Source organism: Ruegeria sp. AK4, assembly GCF_056541025.1.
The window spans coordinates 151,235-165,501 of sequence record NZ_JBQFXS010000001.1 but is presented as its reverse complement, the minus strand read 5'-3'; the positions used below and the strand labels follow the sequence as shown (position 1 = coordinate 165,501).

At 61.4% G+C, this 14,267-nt stretch carries 14 protein-coding genes; 1 reads left to right on the top strand and 13 read right to left on the bottom strand.

What is annotated here, in order from left to right:
• The first annotated feature begins 27 nt into the window (after window positions 1-27).
• Window positions 28-669 (top strand): glutathione S-transferase, encoded by a 642-nt coding sequence (locus ACR0EZ_RS00730; protein ID WP_480609752.1) that lies wholly within the window; start codon window positions 28-30, stop codon window positions 667-669.
• Between the two features lie 75 nt (window positions 670-744).
• Here the strand turns inward: ACR0EZ_RS00730 and ACR0EZ_RS00725 are convergent, their stop codons facing one another.
• The 13 genes from ACR0EZ_RS00725 to ACR0EZ_RS00665 form a co-directional block, all read right to left on the bottom strand.
• Window positions 745-2,070: a DUF4062 domain-containing protein gene (locus tag ACR0EZ_RS00725; protein ID WP_480609749.1), complete on the bottom strand. Its 1,326-nt coding sequence runs from the start codon at window positions 2,068-2,070 to the stop codon at window positions 745-747.
• Window positions 2,071-2,234: 164 nt separating this feature from the next.
• The gene (locus ACR0EZ_RS00720) at window positions 2,235-2,654 is read right to left on the bottom strand and encodes an acyl-CoA thioesterase (RefSeq protein WP_480609747.1); all 420 of its coding nucleotides are present in this window, start codon (window positions 2,652-2,654) and stop codon (window positions 2,235-2,237) included.
• Window positions 2,654-3,340, bottom strand: coding sequence for an ABC transporter ATP-binding protein (locus ACR0EZ_RS00715; protein ID WP_480609744.1), 687 nt, complete (start codon window positions 3,338-3,340; stop codon window positions 2,654-2,656). The genes ACR0EZ_RS00720 and ACR0EZ_RS00715 overlap by 1 nt, the downstream gene beginning before the upstream one ends.
• On the bottom strand, window positions 3,337-4,086 hold the full coding sequence (locus tag ACR0EZ_RS00710; RefSeq protein WP_480609741.1) for an ABC transporter ATP-binding protein: 750 nt from the start codon (window positions 4,084-4,086) through the stop codon (window positions 3,337-3,339). Before ACR0EZ_RS00710 ends, ACR0EZ_RS00715 begins: the two co-directional genes overlap by 4 nt.
• Window positions 4,079-5,065 (bottom strand): branched-chain amino acid ABC transporter permease, encoded by a 987-nt coding sequence (locus ACR0EZ_RS00705; RefSeq protein ID WP_480609738.1) that lies wholly within the window; start codon window positions 5,063-5,065, stop codon window positions 4,079-4,081. The genes ACR0EZ_RS00710 and ACR0EZ_RS00705 overlap by 8 nt, the downstream gene beginning before the upstream one ends.
• On the bottom strand, window positions 5,062-5,982 hold the full coding sequence (locus ACR0EZ_RS00700) for a branched-chain amino acid ABC transporter permease (RefSeq protein WP_480609735.1): 921 nt from the start codon (window positions 5,980-5,982) through the stop codon (window positions 5,062-5,064). The genes ACR0EZ_RS00705 and ACR0EZ_RS00700 overlap by 4 nt, the downstream gene beginning before the upstream one ends.
• A gap of 45 nt (window positions 5,983-6,027) precedes the next feature.
• Window positions 6,028-7,158 carry an ABC transporter substrate-binding protein gene (locus ACR0EZ_RS00695; RefSeq protein ID WP_480609732.1) on the bottom strand — a complete coding sequence of 377 codons (1,131 nt, stop codon included), beginning with the start codon at window positions 7,156-7,158 and terminating at the stop codon, window positions 6,028-6,030.
• Between the two features lie 64 nt (window positions 7,159-7,222).
• A complete protein-coding gene (locus ACR0EZ_RS00690) occupies window positions 7,223-8,851 on the bottom strand; it encodes an AMP-binding protein (protein ID WP_480609729.1) in 1,629 nt (542 codons plus the stop codon).
• Window positions 8,851-10,002 (bottom strand): acyl-CoA dehydrogenase family protein, encoded by a 1,152-nt coding sequence (locus ACR0EZ_RS00685; protein ID WP_480609726.1) that lies wholly within the window; start codon window positions 10,000-10,002, stop codon window positions 8,851-8,853. Before ACR0EZ_RS00685 ends, ACR0EZ_RS00690 begins: the two co-directional genes overlap by 1 nt.
• Complete coding sequence (locus tag ACR0EZ_RS00680; protein WP_480609723.1) at window positions 10,002-10,802, bottom strand: enoyl-CoA hydratase family protein; 801 nt, start codon at window positions 10,800-10,802, stop codon at window positions 10,002-10,004. The genes ACR0EZ_RS00685 and ACR0EZ_RS00680 overlap by 1 nt, the downstream gene beginning before the upstream one ends.
• Window positions 10,792-11,259 carry a MarR family winged helix-turn-helix transcriptional regulator gene (locus ACR0EZ_RS00675; protein WP_480609720.1) on the bottom strand — a complete coding sequence of 156 codons (468 nt, stop codon included), beginning with the start codon at window positions 11,257-11,259 and terminating at the stop codon, window positions 10,792-10,794. The genes ACR0EZ_RS00680 and ACR0EZ_RS00675 overlap by 11 nt, the downstream gene beginning before the upstream one ends.
• Entirely contained in the window at window positions 11,256-11,975 is a 720-nt protein-coding gene (locus ACR0EZ_RS00670; protein ID WP_480609717.1) for an SDR family NAD(P)-dependent oxidoreductase, read from the bottom strand. The genes ACR0EZ_RS00675 and ACR0EZ_RS00670 overlap by 4 nt, the downstream gene beginning before the upstream one ends.
• On the bottom strand, window positions 11,972-14,266 hold the full coding sequence (locus tag ACR0EZ_RS00665; RefSeq protein WP_480609714.1) for a bifunctional salicylyl-CoA 5-hydroxylase/oxidoreductase: 2,295 nt from the start codon (window positions 14,264-14,266) through the stop codon (window positions 11,972-11,974). Before ACR0EZ_RS00665 ends, ACR0EZ_RS00670 begins: the two co-directional genes overlap by 4 nt.
• Window position 14,267: the final 1 nt, after the last annotated feature.

Here is a 14,267-nt window from a genome sequence, read left to right as displayed (position 1 = left end):
CCGGAAATTTCACGGATAGAGTGCCGCATGACGCAGCATCCAATCCTGTGGACGTTCCGCCGCTGCCCCTACGCCATGCGGGCGCGGCTTGGCATCCTGAGCGCGGGCGTAACCGTCGAGTTGCGGGAAATCCTGCTGCGGGACAAACCGCAGGCTTTTCTTGAGACATCGGCCACAGCAACCGTGCCCGCCCTGCGTCTGGAGGATCGGGTTCTCGATGAGAGCCTGGACATCATGATCTGGGCGCTGGAGCGAAACGATCCAAAGCGCTTGCTGGAAATGCCTAAGGACGGATGGCACCTGATCGAGACGAATGATGGTCCGTTCAAGGCTGCATTGGACCATACAAAATACGCCACCCGGTATCCCGAACTGGACCACGAAGCCGAGCGGATCAAGGCGGCCAGTTATCTGATTGACCTCGACCGGCAGCTAAGCGGTCGGCCCTGGCTTTTCGGAAACCGCCCGACCCTTGCCGATCTGGCGCTGCTGCCGTTTGTCCGCCAGTTTACTCACATCGACCGGGCTTGGTTTGACCATCAGCCCTGGCCAAATCTGATCGCGTGGCTGGACCGGTTTCTGGATAGCGAATCCTTTGGGCTGATCATGAACAAATACAAACCGTGGCGCGAAGAAGACGAACCGATCTGGTTCGACGGCTGCATTTGAGTGTCGTACACCCTGAACGAAGGTGGTTACGAGACTTCAACTACGCCACCCAGGTCGCTACCACCGCTGGAAATTTTACCGGGCAAACAACTCGGAAAGGTAGAACTCGGCCATCGTCTCGGACAACCCGGACTGATCGATCACCCAGAAACGCTGGGCTGATCGGGTTGGATTCTTGCCACCCTTGCGCTCATAGGGTCGGCGCAGTTCGATAGGCACAAAGTTGTGCGGATAGCGCGTAACCAGGGCCAGATCGATGCGCGTTGGTCTTTCCGCATCGCTGATGACCAGCGGCTTTGTCAAAAGCGCATCCCCGAACCAGCGCCGCAGAATTTCGCGCGTGACGACGATGCTGTGTTCCCACTCGGCTTTATTTTTAGGTTTGGCGCTGCTTGACCGAGCGGATTTCTTGCCGCGACCGCCTTTAGCCCCGGTTGACGGCGCATTCTGCGAAAATGTCTGCCGGAATTCTTCTATGTAGGACTTAACTTCTTCCTCACGGGTGGTCTTGTCGTCGGTCAGGGTTCCGATCTTGTCTATGGCGTCCTTGAGTTCGGGGTGAACCTGCAAGAGCTTGCTGATGACCGTATCGGTCGAGATCAGCCCAACGAACGCTTCGTTTTCCCCCTGACCTCCGGTGATCATGATCCTTTGAATGTCGGAAAGTTTCCTGCCCAAAGCGGCCAGCAGCAGAAGTCGAGTCGACCACCAGACGTTGTCGATATTGATTCTGAAAACGCGAACGCTTCGATCGCTGGCCACGGCGGTGGCGATGTCGTCCAAGTGTTCACTAATCGCGCTCAGGCTGCTTTCACTAATCTCCGTGTTTGCCAGCATAAGCTCATCGTTCATGTCCATAGCCTTGGCCGGAGAGATCAGTATCAGAAACTGGCGGGTCGGTTCAAAATTGGACAGCGAGGTCGCGACCTTGGTTGCCAGATCCTCGGGGCTGCGGAATTGCGCCACCAGATTGCTGACCTGCACCTGCTTTCTAAGCGCCTTGATGGGCTCGATCGTCGAATTTTCGTCCAGCCCGTCAATGTAATAGGGGGGCCACGGGACCGTGTCTTCCAGCACGAAGAGAAAATCGTGAACCCCGGCCTCTTTGGCGATAGCCAATTCGCATTGGGTGTAAGAGGACACGCCAAGCTTGATGTCATCGGGCAACACCAGATTGTTATTCCCCGTTTTCGAAGGTTTGGACCCCAGCCGCCACGCATACAGGCCGACAAAGGCGTCGCAGCCGCGAATGTCCTGCATGACCTTTGCAAGCGGCGTTCGGTTTTCGGCCCCGTAGTGCTCCATCTGAACGACGGCAAAACCCAGCCGCTGCAAGGCCGCCGCTGCTGCATCCCGATAGGATTGAAGGTCGCGGAACGTTGACGAAAGGTAGACGCGCATGCTTGTCGCCTCCGTACATGTGTTCGGATACTCGGCAATCTTACACTACAATGGATATCAGAGCGAGGGTTCGACCCCGTCGCGTCGACAGGTCAGTTCAGACCTGTCTCGGGTCAGCGTGCCGTTTGCGTAGCCCTTGGCCGACAGCCAGCCTTGCGGATGGATCACTGTGCGGGGCCTGAGGTTTCATCCCTGAATGCTGAGAGTTTTTCGCGAATTTCGTCCGGCCACGGGGCCGAGCGCCCGCCCGGACCGGTGTGAACCAGCGTTGCTGTGGTGGTAAAGCGCAACTCGTCCCCCGAATGGGCGGTCATGCGGTAATCGACCGAACTGGTGCCGATCCGGGTGATGACCAGTTGCAGCACCAGATGGTCGCCATGGCGGCTGGGGGCGGAAAACCGTGTCTGGATCTGGCCGGTAGGCACAGCGCCGGTTTTGTGCAGGGTTTCGAACGGAAGGCCCAGCGCTTCGTCGAAAAAAGCCTCGACGCAGTCGTTCATCATCTCGAAATACCGGGGGAAAAAGACGATCCCGGCAGGGTCGCAATGTTTGAACAGCACTTTTTGCGGAAAGGAAAACGCCATCACACCCCCACATACCGTTCCGAGATGTCGGGGGTCAGGTCCGTCATCGCCCCTGCCCAGACGGTTTTGCCACGTTCCAGGATCACTGCCTTGTCCGACACGGCGGCCAGTTCCTTGAGCGATTTGTCGATCAACAGGATGGCGACGCTGGTTTCCGACTTGAGGCGGCACAATGCGGCCCAGATTTCCTGCCGGATGATCGGGGCCAACCCCTCGGTCGCTTCATCCAGAATCAACAGGCGCGGGTTGGTCATCAGGGCCCGGCCGATGGCCAGCATCTGCTGCTCGCCACCCGACAAGGACGCCGCGCGCTGATCCGAGCGTTCGCCGAGGCGCGGGAACAGGTCGGCCACGGTGCGCAACGTCCACGCGCCGGGCCGCGCGGCGGCGATCAGGTTTTCCCGCACGGTCAGATCGGCAAAGCACCGACGGCCTTCGGGCACCAGCCCGACGCCCAGACGGGCAACCTTGTGGCTGGGCAGCGCGTGCAGGTCGTGGCCGTCAAACCTCAGCCCGCCCTCGGACCGGATCATGCGGCAGATGGCCTTGACCGTTGTCGTCTTGCCCATGCCGTTGCGCCCCATCAGCGCCGTCACCTCGCCCTCGGCCATTGTCAGGTCAACGCCAAACAGCGCCTGACTGACGCCATAGGTCGCGGTGAGGGTGTCGAGGCTCAGAAAGCTCATGCCTCTTCCCCCAGATAGGCTTCGCGCACCTCGGCGCTGGTGCGGATTTCGTCCGCCGTGCCGGTGGCGATGACCTTGCCATAGACCAGAACGCTGATGCGGTCGGCCAGCGCAAAGACTGCATCCATGTCATGTTCGACCAGAAGGATCGGAGCCTCGGCCCGCAGGCCATCCAGAAAACCGGTCAGCCGTTTCGAACCCCCTGCCCCAAGCCCAGCCATCGGCTCGTCCATGACGAACACGCGGGGGGACAGTGTCAGGGCAACGGCGACCTCCAGCTGGCGGCGCTGCCCGTGGCTCAGGTTGGCGCAGCGGGTGTTGCGGTCATCGCTGAGGCCCACGCGTTCCAGCGCAGCCTCGGCCCGTTCGGTCAGGGCGCGGGTCTTCAACGCAGCACGCCAGAACCGCCAGGCGGACCCGCTGGCCCCGATTGCGCCAAGCACCGCGTTTTCCAGCACAGTGTCCTCCATGCACAGGGCCGAGATCTGGAAGGTGCGCCCCATCCCCGCCCGGGCCCGCGCCTGTGTGCTGAGCGCGGACACATCGCGCCCCTGCAGAAATACCCGCCCGGAATCCGGCGTCAGCCCGCCGCAAATCTGCTGGATCAGGGTCGACTTGCCAGCGCCGTTTGGTCCGATGATTGCATGTATCTCTCCGGCTTTCAGATCGATTGATACGTCATCCGTGGCCTTCAGGGCCCCAAAGCTTTTCCTCAGGTTTTGGGTGGCGAGGACAGGGTCAGACATGCGCCCCCTCCTTGCCGGTCAACAGACCGATCAATCCGCCACGCCCGAACAGGACGATGCACAGCAGGATGATCCCCAGAAACACATGCCAGTATTCGGTCAGCCCGCCCAGAAAATGCTCGAGCGCCACAAAAACGCAGGCTCCGACAACCGGCCCCATCAGGCGACCGACCCCGCCTATGATGATCAGAACGATCAACTCGCCCGACAACTGCCAGCCGAACATGGAAGGAGAGACAAAGCGGTTGAGATCAGCAAACAAAGCACCCGCAAGCCCGGTGATTGCGCCGGAAATCACGAAGGCCAGCAATTTCAGGCGCACCGGGTTCATCCCCACGGTCTCGACCCGGATGCCGGATTGCCGGGCGGCGTTCAGCGCCAGACCGAAGGGCGACGCCTGCAGCCGCGCGTTGAGATACAGAACCGCACACAGGATCACAAAGCAGATGCCGAAGAACTGGATCGGGACCAATGTGTTCAGCCCCGGAAACCCGTTGCGCACATAGATGGATACCCCATCCTCGCCCCCGTATTCGGCCCAGGAAATCGCGAAGTAAAAGAACATCTGCCCGAAGGCGAGCGTGATCATGATGAAGTAGACGCCCGTGGTCTGCAGCGTCAGCAGCCCGATGAAAAAGGCGAGGATGGCCGAGACCAGCATGGCCACCAGCCAGATCACCGGCATGGAATTGGTGCCGTCGGTGGAAAACAGCCCCAGATCGAGCGTGGTATAGGTCTGCGCGTGATAGGCCAGAATGCCCATGGCATAACCGCCGAGGCCGAAAAACAACGCGTGGCCAAAGCTGACCATGCCGCCGATGCCAAGGATGATGTTCAGCCCAACGGCGGCCAGTGCCAGGATCACCGCGCGCGTGACCAGTGTGATGGTAAAGGGCTCATCCACGACCAGCGCGAAAAGGGGCAGCGCCACAAGACCGCCGATCACCAGCGCGTTCAGCAGGCGTTCGTTGATCTTCATGCACGCGCTCCGAACAGTCCGGTAGGTCGGAAGAACAGCACCAGCCCCATCAGTACGTAAATGCCCATCGAGGCGATTGCCGCGCCGCTTTTTTGCGCCGCGCCGGTGTCCATGAACAGCTTGAAAAGTTCGGGCAGGAAAACCCCGCCCAGCGTGTCGGTCAACCCGACCAGCAGCGCACCGATAAAGGCCCCCCGGATCGAGCCGATGCCGCCGATGACGATCACCACGAAAGCAAGGATCAAAACCGGCTCTCCCATACCGACCTGCACCGATTGGATGGCCCCCACCAGCGCCCCGGCCAGCCCCGCCAAGGCCGCGCCAAGTGCAAAGACCAGCGTATACAGCTTCGAGATATCGACCCCCAGCGCCGCGATCATCTCGCGGTCGTTTTCACCGGCGCGGATTTGCACCCCAAGACGTGTGCGTTCAATCAGCGCCCAAAGGCCGATGGCAACCGCAAGGCCGATGGCAATCAGGGTCAGGCGGTAAAGCGGGTATTCGATCCCACCGAGCAGTGTAACGGGCCCCGACAGCGCCTCGGGGATATCCAGAAACAGCGGGAATGAGCCGAAAACCCAACGGGTTCCTTCCGAAAAGATCAGGATCAGCGCGAAGGTTGCCAGCACCTGATCCAGATGCGGAGCCTTGTAGAGCCGCCGGATCACCGCCATTTCGATCACCGCCCCGGCCAGCGCCGCCGCCGCCAAGGCGGCCACGAGGCCCCAAAAAAACGACCCCGTCGCGCCCGCCACCGCCGCAGCCGCAAAGGCACCGACCATGTAAAGCGAGCCATGGGCCAGGTTGATCAGCCCCATGACGCCGAAGATCAGCGTCAGACCAGCGGCCATCAAAAACAGCATGACGCCGAACTGCAGACCGTTCAGGACCTGTTCGATAATCAGGATCGAGGACATGAAATCTCCGGACGTTGCGCGCCCGAAACCGGGCGCGCAAAGGGCTTACATCTTGCAGTCAGCCGCATAGGCATCCGAGTGGTTTTCCAGCGCGGTGCCGATGATCTTGTTGGTGAACACGTCGCCGTCCTTGATCACCTCGCGCGCATAGATCGTCTGCACCGGGTGGTGGTTCGGCCCGAACGAGAAATCGCCGCGTGTGCTGTCAAACTCGGCGGCGCGCAGCGCTTCGCGGAAGGCATCGGCATCCGAAGGATCGGCTTTTTCCAGCGCGGACAGCAGCAGGTTCGCCGTGTCAAAGCCCTGACTTGCGTAGAGCGACGGCAGCCGCCCGTATTCCGCCTGGAAGCTTTCGACAAAACCCGCGTTGGTCGGGTTGTCGATATCCTTGTTCCATTGCGAGGTGTTCACCACGCCCAGTGCCGCATCGCCAACCGCCTGCAGAATACCCTGATCGAAGCTGAAGGCGGGGCCGACCACGGGCAGGTCAATGCCGCTGTCTGCGTATTGCTTGAGGAAGGAAATCCCCATGCCCCCCGGCAGAAAGAAGAACACGCTGTCCGCATCGCTGGCCCGGATCTGCGCCAGTTCAGCCGCATAGTCCGTCTGACCAAGCTGAGTATAAACCTCACCCGCCAGATCCCCTTCGAAGAAGCGTTTGTAGCCAGTCAGCGCGTCGGTGCCCGCCGGGTAGTTCGGGGCAAGGATGAAGCTGTTCTTGTATCCGGCACCGTTGGCATACGCCCCTGCAGCCTCGTGCAGGTTGTCGTTCTGCCAGGCAACGTTGAAATAGTTCTGATGGCAGTTCTTGCCTGCCAGAGGCGACGGTCCGGCATTCGGCGACAGGTAGAACACGTTCTGGTTCACCGCAGCAGGCACAACGGCCATCGCAAGGTTCGACCAGATGATGCCGGTCATCACATCCACACGTTCGGACTGGATCATCTTGTCGGACAGCTGCACGGCGATGTCGGGTTTGCGCTGGTCGTCCTCGATCACGACATCGATGTCGTCGCGGCCCGACTGCGCGATGGCCAGCATGAAGCCGTCGCGCACATCGATGCCCAGCCCGGCCCCGCCGCCGGACAGCGTTGTGATCATACCGACCTTGACCTCGGCCAGTGCCGATGAGGTGCACAGCGCCGTGGCGGCAGCGGCCATAAGTAGTTTTTTCATTTCAGTCTCCCCTTGTTGGTTATCAGCTTCACGCCCCAATCCCGGCGATTATGGTTAGGTTTCATCAGCTTGCAACCGCTTCTGCTTTTAGTTTGAACCGTTGCACCTTGCCGGTCTGCGTTTTTGGCAGGTCGTCGCAGAAAACAACGCTGCGCGGGTACTTGTAGGGCGCGATGGCGGATTTGACATGGGCCTGCAGCGCTTCGACAGTAGCATCGGACGGCTCGGCACCTTCGGCCAGAACCACATGTGCCTGAACGATATGGCCCCGTTCCTTGTCCGGCATGCCGATCACCGCGCATTCGGCGACGGCGGGATGCGACAGCAGCGCGGCCTCAACCTCGGGGCCCGCGATGTTGTAGCCCGCCGAAACAATCATGTCGTCGTTGCGGGCGGCAAAGTGGAAATAACCCTCTGCGTCCTTCGAAAAACTGTCGCCGGTGATGTTCCAACCATCCGCAACATAGCCCGCCTGCCGGTCATCGTTCAGATAGCGGCAGCCCGTCGGGCCGCGCACGGCCAGGCGGCCGACCTCACCAATATCGGCCTCGGCCCCGTCGGGGCGCAACACCTTGGCCTGATAGCCCGAGACCGGTTTGCCCGTGCAGGCAGGCTGGTGATCGTCAAAGCGATTGCTGATGAAGATATGCAAAAGCTCGGTCGCGCCGATCCCGTCGAGCATCGGTTTGCCGGTCTTCGCCATCCAGTCGTCATAGATGGGCTTAGGCAAGGTCTCACCGGCGGAAACAGCAGCGCGCAGACTCGACAGGTCCGCGCCCTCTTCCATCGCGCCCAGCATGACGCGATAGGCGGTGGGCGCGGTGAAGCAGACGGTGGCTTTGTATTTCTCGATGATCTCGATCATGCCGGGGGGTGAGGCCTGTTCCAGCAAGGTCGCCGTCGCCCCGAACCGCAGCGGAAACACGGCCAGCCCGCCCAGCCCAAAGGTAAAGGCCAAGGGCGGTGATCCGACAAAGACATCCTCTTGCGTGACACCCAGAACCTCGCGCGCATAGCCGTCGGCGATGATCAGGATGTCGCGGTGGAAATGCATCGTCGCCTTGGGCTCGCCGGTCGAACCCGAGGTGAACCCCAACAGCGCAACGTCATCGCGCCCGGTGGCGACGCAATCGAACTTCACGGGTTTTTCCAGCGCCAGCCGGTCCAGTTCGGCGTCGTGGTTCGAGGTGCCGTCAAAACCCACGACCTTCTTTAGATATTGACTGCCCTTGGCGCAGGTCGACATCTCATCCATCAGCCGCGTGTCGCACAGCGCGAACTGAATCTCGGCCTTGTCGACATATTTGGTCAGTTCAGAGGCCCGCAGCATCGGCATCGTGTTCACCACCACTGCGCCCACTTTGGTCGCGGCCAGCCAGCAGGCAACCATGGCCGGGTTGTTGGCCGACCGGATCAGCACCCGGTTGCCGGGCTCGACGCCCAGATCCTGAACCAGCGCATGGGCCAGACGGTTGGTCCAGTCGGTCAGTTCCTTGTAGGTGCGCAAGCGGCCGTTGCCGATCAGCGCGGTGTTGTCACCAAAGCCTTTTTCGACCATTTCATCAGTGAGTTCGTAGCCGACGTTCAATCGATCAGGATAGTCGAATCCGTCCAGCAGGAAGTCCGGCCATTGATCCTGCGGCGGCAGGTTGTCCCGTGCGAATGTGTCGGTATGGGCCGAAGGACCAAGCATCACGAACCTCCCAAATGTGCCGCCTGTGCCGCGCGTGCGATGATGACCTTTTGCACATCGGACGCGCCTTCATAGATGCGCAGCGCGCGGATTTCCCTGTAAAGCCGCTCGACCGAATTGCCCGAGCGGACGCCTTCGCCGCCGAACAGCTGAACCGCCTTGTCGATCACCTGCTGGGCCTGATCCGTGGCATACAGCTTGGCCATAGCGGCTTCGCGGGTAATTCGGGGCGCGCCGCTGTCCTTGGCCCAGGCCGCGCGATAGACCAGCAAGGCGCTTGCGTCCACATCCAGCGCCATGTCGGCGATGTGGCCCTGCACCATCTGCAGATCGAACAGAGGCGCGCCTTGCACCTGTCGTGTGGTGACCCGCTGCAGCGCCTCGTCCAGCGCGCGGCGGGCAAAGCCCAAGGCGGCGGCGGCCACGGTCGAGCGGAAGACATCCAGCACCGACATGGCAATACGAAACCCCTGCCCCGGTGCGCCGATCATCGCCGTCACCGGCACCCGGCAATCGGTAAACCTGAGCCGTGCGAGGGGGTGTGGTGCGATGGTGTCCAGCCGCTCGACAACTTCGAATCCCGGCAAGTCGGGCGTGACGATGAAGGCTGACAGCCCCTTGGCCCCGGGGGCCTCTCCGGTCCGGGCGAACAGCGTGTAGAGATCGGCGATACCCCCGTTCGATATCCATGTTTTCTCGCCATTCAGCACATAGCTGTCGCCATCCAGAGTGGCGGTCATCGTGGAATTTGCCACGTCCGAGCCCGATTGCGGTTCGGTCAGGGCAAAGGCGGAAATGGCCTGTCCCGCGCGCGTTTCGGGCAGCCACCGCGCCTTTTGCGTGTCCGAGCCGAATAGCGTAATCGCCCCGGTCCCGAGCCCCTGCATGGCAAAGGCGAAATCCGCCAGCCCGTCATGACGCGCCAATGTCTCGCGTGCCAGACAGAGGGTCCGCACATCCAGTTGACCGTTTTGGTCGGCAGTGACACTCAACAGCCCGGCCTCGCCCAAAAGCGCCACCAACTTACGGCATGTGGCATCGGTGTCGGCATGATCCACGTCCAGACCTGCCGCAACCTCTTCCACCCGCACAGCCCAGTCGCGGTGGCGAGGCTCAAAGAAAGGCCAGTCAAGGAAGGTCTGATCCGCCATCAATCCCCCTCGAACACCGGTTTTTCTTTGGCAACAAAGGCATTGTAGGCCCGTTCGAAATCGCCGGTCTGCATGCAGATGGCCTGCGCCTGTGCCTCAGCCTCGATGGCCTGTTCGATCGACATCGACCACTCCTGCGCCAGCATCGTCTTGGTCATCATATGCGCAAAGTTCGGCCCCGCCGCGATCCGTTCGGCTAGTCCTTGCGCTGCGCCGTCCAGCTCGTTCGCCGCGACGACCCGGTTGTAAAACCCCCACGCCGCGCCCTCATCGGCGGTCAGCGACCGACCCGTATACAGCAGTTCTGCCGCCCTACCCTGCCCGATGATCCGGGGCAGAATGGCGCAAGCCCCCATGTCACAGCCCGCCAGACCGACCCGGGTGAACAGAAAGGCGCATTTGGCCTCGGGCGTCGCGATACGCAAGTCCGAGGCCATGGCGATGATCGCGCCCGCCCCAACGCAGACCCCATCAATCGCCGCGATGACCGGCTTGCCGCAATTGACCATCGCCTTGACCAGATCGCCGGTCATTCGGGTAAAGGCCAAAAGCTCTTTCGTATTCATGCGCGTCAGCGGCCCGATGATGTCATGCACATCCCCACCGGACGAGAAATTGCCGCCATTCGCGGCAAAGATCACCGCATCCACATCATCGGCATAAACCAGATCCCGGAACCAGTCGCGCAGTTCGGCGTAGCTTTCAAACGTCAGCGGGTTTTTCCGCTCGGGCCGGTTCAGCGCCACGGTGGCAATCCGGTTTTCGATCCGGCACTGGAAGTGCTTCGTGTCACTGCGCATCGGCATCCTCCGGCATGTTGAATTCGGCGGCCAAGGCGCGGGCTTCTTCAGCCGAGAACTGGCCCAGCAAATCGGCAATCCACGCCTCATGGGCCGAGGCCTGACGGGCGAATTCCGCGCGCCCCTGCCGCGTCATGCGAACCCGATGCGCGCGCCGGTCGCCCGGTACGGCCACACGCTCAAGATGGCCGTCTTCGACCAGCCGATCCACGATCCCGGTCACATTTCCATTGGACACACGCAGCGCGCCCGAAATCTGGCTCATCTTCAGACCATCCTCGTAGCGGGACAACGCCGCCATCACGTCGAACCGGGGCAGCGTGGTTTTGAATTCATCGCGCAGGTTCTCGCGCAGCTGCCCTTCGATGGCGCGGGTGGTTTTCAGAAGCCGCAGCCAAAGGCGCAACCGCTCCTTCGATGCGGCCTCCAGCGGGATTTGCGCCAGGCCCGACCTCATACCTCGCCCCCCGAGACGCTGAGGCCGTGACCATTGATCGACGCCGCCCCTTTCGAGGCCAGAAAAATCGCCGTCGCCGCGACCTCTTCGGGCGCGATCAGGCGGTGCATGGGGTTGGCGGCGGTGATCTTCTCCATCGCGGTTGCCTCGTCCACATTGAATTTCTCGGCCACGCCGCGCGCCGCATTCGTTGCCATTTCGGTGTCGACGAAGCCGGGGCAAATGGCGTTGCAGGTGATCCCGCCCTTGGCGACCTCTTTCGCGGTCGACCGGACCAGACCCAGAACCCCGTGCTTGGCCGCACAATAAGCCGCCAGCGTCGCGCCACCCTGCAAAGACGCGGTCGAGGCGATGGCAATCAGCCGCCCCCCCGGATCCATGCCCCTGAGCGCGGCACGGAAGGTCAGGAAAACTCCGGTCAGCGTGGTGTTCAGCGTGTCGTTCCAATCGGTTAGCGACAGGTCTTTTACTTTCCCGGTGCGCGCGATCCCGGCATTGGCGATCACGACGTCAAAGGGGCTTTCAAACAGCTCCGCGACCGAGTCCTCATCCGTCACGTCCGCTTGTTTCACCGTCATTTCAAAGCCTTCGGCAGTGTCCTTCAACAGTTTCAGCCGACGGCCGCAGATGGTCACATCGTCGCCTTCTTCGGCAAAGGCGCGGGCAATCGCCCGACCGATCCCTGTACCGCCGCCTGTAACCAGAACCCGTCTCATGCCTTCAACTCCATTTCCGCTTCCCGATCCGCCAGTCGCCATGCCTGATCCCGTCCCGCTTCATAAGGTTTCGGCCACACCGCCTGCCGGTCGCCAAGGGCGGTCGCGGCGTGCAGCGTCCAATAGGGGTCGTTCAGATGCGGGCGCGCCAGACAGACAAGATCGGCCCGCCCGGCCATCAGGATCGAATTCACATGGTCCGGTTCATAGATATTGCCGACGGCCATTGTCCTGATCCCGGCCTCGTTGCGGATACGGTCCGAGAACGGGGTCTGAAACATGCGCCCGTAAACAGGCTTGGCCCCGGTCGAGGTCTGGCCCGCCGACACATCGACGATATCGGCCCCCGCGGCGGCGAACATCCTGGAAATACCGACCGCTTCCTCAGCCGTCACCCCGTGATCCCCTGCCCAATCGCTGGCCGAAATCCGCACGGCCATCGGCTTTGTGTCAGGCCAGACGGCACGCATTGCCGCAAAAACCTCAAGCGGATAGCGCATCCGGTTTTCCAGTGCCCCGCCATAGGCATCGTCGCGGGTGTTCGACAGCGGCGAGATGAAGGACGAGATCAGATAGCCATGCGCCGCGTGCAGTTCGATCATGTCAAAGCCCGCGCGATCCGCCATTCCGGCGGCGGCCACGAATTCAGCCGTGACCCGGTCCATATCGGCGCGGTCCATCGCCTTTGGCGCGGCGTTACCTTCGGACCAGGGAATGGCCGAGGCTGAAATGATCGGCCAGTTGTCCGTCTCCAACGGCTGATCCATGCCCTCCCACCCCAGCCGGGTCGACCCCTTACGCCCCGCATGACCGATCTGGCAGCAAATCTTCGCCTCGGTCTCGGCATGGACAAAATCGGTCAGACGCTTCCACGCGGCTTCGTGTTCGGGCGCATAGAGCCCCGGGCAGCCGGGGGTGATCCGCCCATCGGCGGAAACGCAGGTCATCTCGGTATAGACCAGCCCGGCCCCGCCCTTGGCGCGCTCGCCATAATGGATCAGGTGCCAGTCGGTCGGGCAGCCATCGACCGCCTTGTATTGCGCCATGGGCGAAACGACGACACGGTTCTTCAGGCTCATATCCCGCAAGCGAAGTGGCGCGAACATCGGTGCCCGGACGGGCGCATTGGCCCCGACACCGGCCTGTTGCAGGAACCACGCCTCGGCCTGCTTCAACCACGCACCATCGCGTTCGCGCAGATTCTCATGGCTGATCCGTTGGGAACGGGTCAGCATCGAATAGTTCAGCTGCACCGGGTCAAGATCCAGATAACGCTCGACATTTTCGAACCATTCCAGAGAGTTCCGCGCCGCTGACTGCAACCTCAGAACCTCGAGCCGCCGCTCGTCTTCATAACGGGCGAACGCGGCCTCGAGCGTATCTTCGCTGACGATATATTCCGCCAATGCGATCGCGCTTTCCATCGCCAGCTTGCTGCCCGAGCCAATCGAAAAATGCGCCGTTGCGGCCGCGTCGCCCATCAGGACGACATTCTTGTAGCTCCACTTTTCGCAAAGCACCCGGGGGAAGCGCAGCCAGGCAGAGCCTCTGATATGGCTGGCATTGGTCATCAGGGAATAGCCACCCAGATGATCGCGGAAAATCTCTTCGCAGACCTTGATTGACTCTGCCTGGTTCATCTCGCCAAAGCCATAGGCGTCAAACGTCTCTTGCGTGCATTCGACAATGAAAGTCGCTGTATCGTCGTCGAACTGATAGGCATGGGCCCAGACCCATCCCTTGTCGGTGTGCTCGAAGATAAACGTAAACGCGTCGTCAAATTTCTGATGGGTGCCGAGCCAGACGAACTGGCACAGCCGTTCGTCGATATCGGGTTTGAAAACCTCGGCGAATTCAGCCCGCGTTTTCGAGTTCAGCCCGTCTGCGGCCACCACCACGTCGAACTCGCTCATATAGGCCGAGGCGCTTTCCACCTCGGTCTCAAACCGCAATTCGACACCCAATTCGCGGGCGCGATCCTGCAGGATCAACAACAGTTGCTTGCGCCCGATGCCGCAAAAGCCATGACCGCTTGAAACCGTCCGCTTGCCCTGATGCACCAGCGCCACGTCATCCCAATAGGCAAAATGCTTGCGGATGGCTTCGGCGCTGACGGGGTCATTGGCGGCCAGATTGTCCAGCGTTTCGTCGGACAGAACCACGCCCCAGCCAAAGGTATCATCCGCGCGGTTGCGTTCGATCACCACCACCTCGGCAGATGGATCGCGCAACTTCATGGATATCCCGAAATAGAGACCCGCGGGACCACCGCCAAGACATGCAATGCGCATG

Excerpts from the sequence above, each read along its gene's own strand:
- ACR0EZ_RS00730 (WP_480609752.1), top strand. The coding sequence starts at position 28 with ATGACGCAGCATCCAATCCTGTGGACGTTCCGCCGCTGCCCCTACGCC.
- ACR0EZ_RS00725 (WP_480609749.1), bottom strand. The coding sequence starts at position 2,070 with ATGCGCGTCTACCTTTCGTCAACGTTCCGCGACCTTCAATCCTATCGG.
- ACR0EZ_RS00720 (WP_480609747.1), bottom strand. The coding sequence starts at position 2,654 with ATGGCGTTTTCCTTTCCGCAAAAAGTGCTGTTCAAACATTGCGACCCT.
- ACR0EZ_RS00715 (WP_480609744.1), bottom strand. The coding sequence starts at position 3,340 with ATGAGCTTTCTGAGCCTCGACACCCTCACCGCGACCTATGGCGTCAGT.
- ACR0EZ_RS00710 (WP_480609741.1), bottom strand. The coding sequence starts at position 4,086 with ATGTCTGACCCTGTCCTCGCCACCCAAAACCTGAGGAAAAGCTTTGGG.
- ACR0EZ_RS00705 (WP_480609738.1), bottom strand. The coding sequence starts at position 5,065 with ATGAAGATCAACGAACGCCTGCTGAACGCGCTGGTGATCGGCGGTCTT.
- ACR0EZ_RS00700 (WP_480609735.1), bottom strand. The coding sequence starts at position 5,982 with ATGTCCTCGATCCTGATTATCGAACAGGTCCTGAACGGTCTGCAGTTC.
- ACR0EZ_RS00695 (WP_480609732.1), bottom strand. The coding sequence starts at position 7,158 with ATGAAAAAACTACTTATGGCCGCTGCCGCCACGGCGCTGTGCACCTCA.
- ACR0EZ_RS00690 (WP_480609729.1), bottom strand. The coding sequence starts at position 8,851 with ATGCTTGGTCCTTCGGCCCATACCGACACATTCGCACGGGACAACCTG.
- ACR0EZ_RS00685 (WP_480609726.1), bottom strand. The coding sequence starts at position 10,002 with ATGGCGGATCAGACCTTCCTTGACTGGCCTTTCTTTGAGCCTCGCCAC.
- ACR0EZ_RS00680 (WP_480609723.1), bottom strand. The coding sequence starts at position 10,802 with ATGCGCAGTGACACGAAGCACTTCCAGTGCCGGATCGAAAACCGGATT.
- ACR0EZ_RS00675 (WP_480609720.1), bottom strand. The coding sequence starts at position 11,259 with ATGAGGTCGGGCCTGGCGCAAATCCCGCTGGAGGCCGCATCGAAGGAG.
- ACR0EZ_RS00670 (WP_480609717.1), bottom strand. The coding sequence starts at position 11,975 with ATGAGACGGGTTCTGGTTACAGGCGGCGGTACAGGGATCGGTCGGGCG.
- ACR0EZ_RS00665 (WP_480609714.1), bottom strand. The coding sequence starts at position 14,266 with ATGCGCATTGCATGTCTTGGCGGTGGTCCCGCGGGTCTCTATTTCGGG.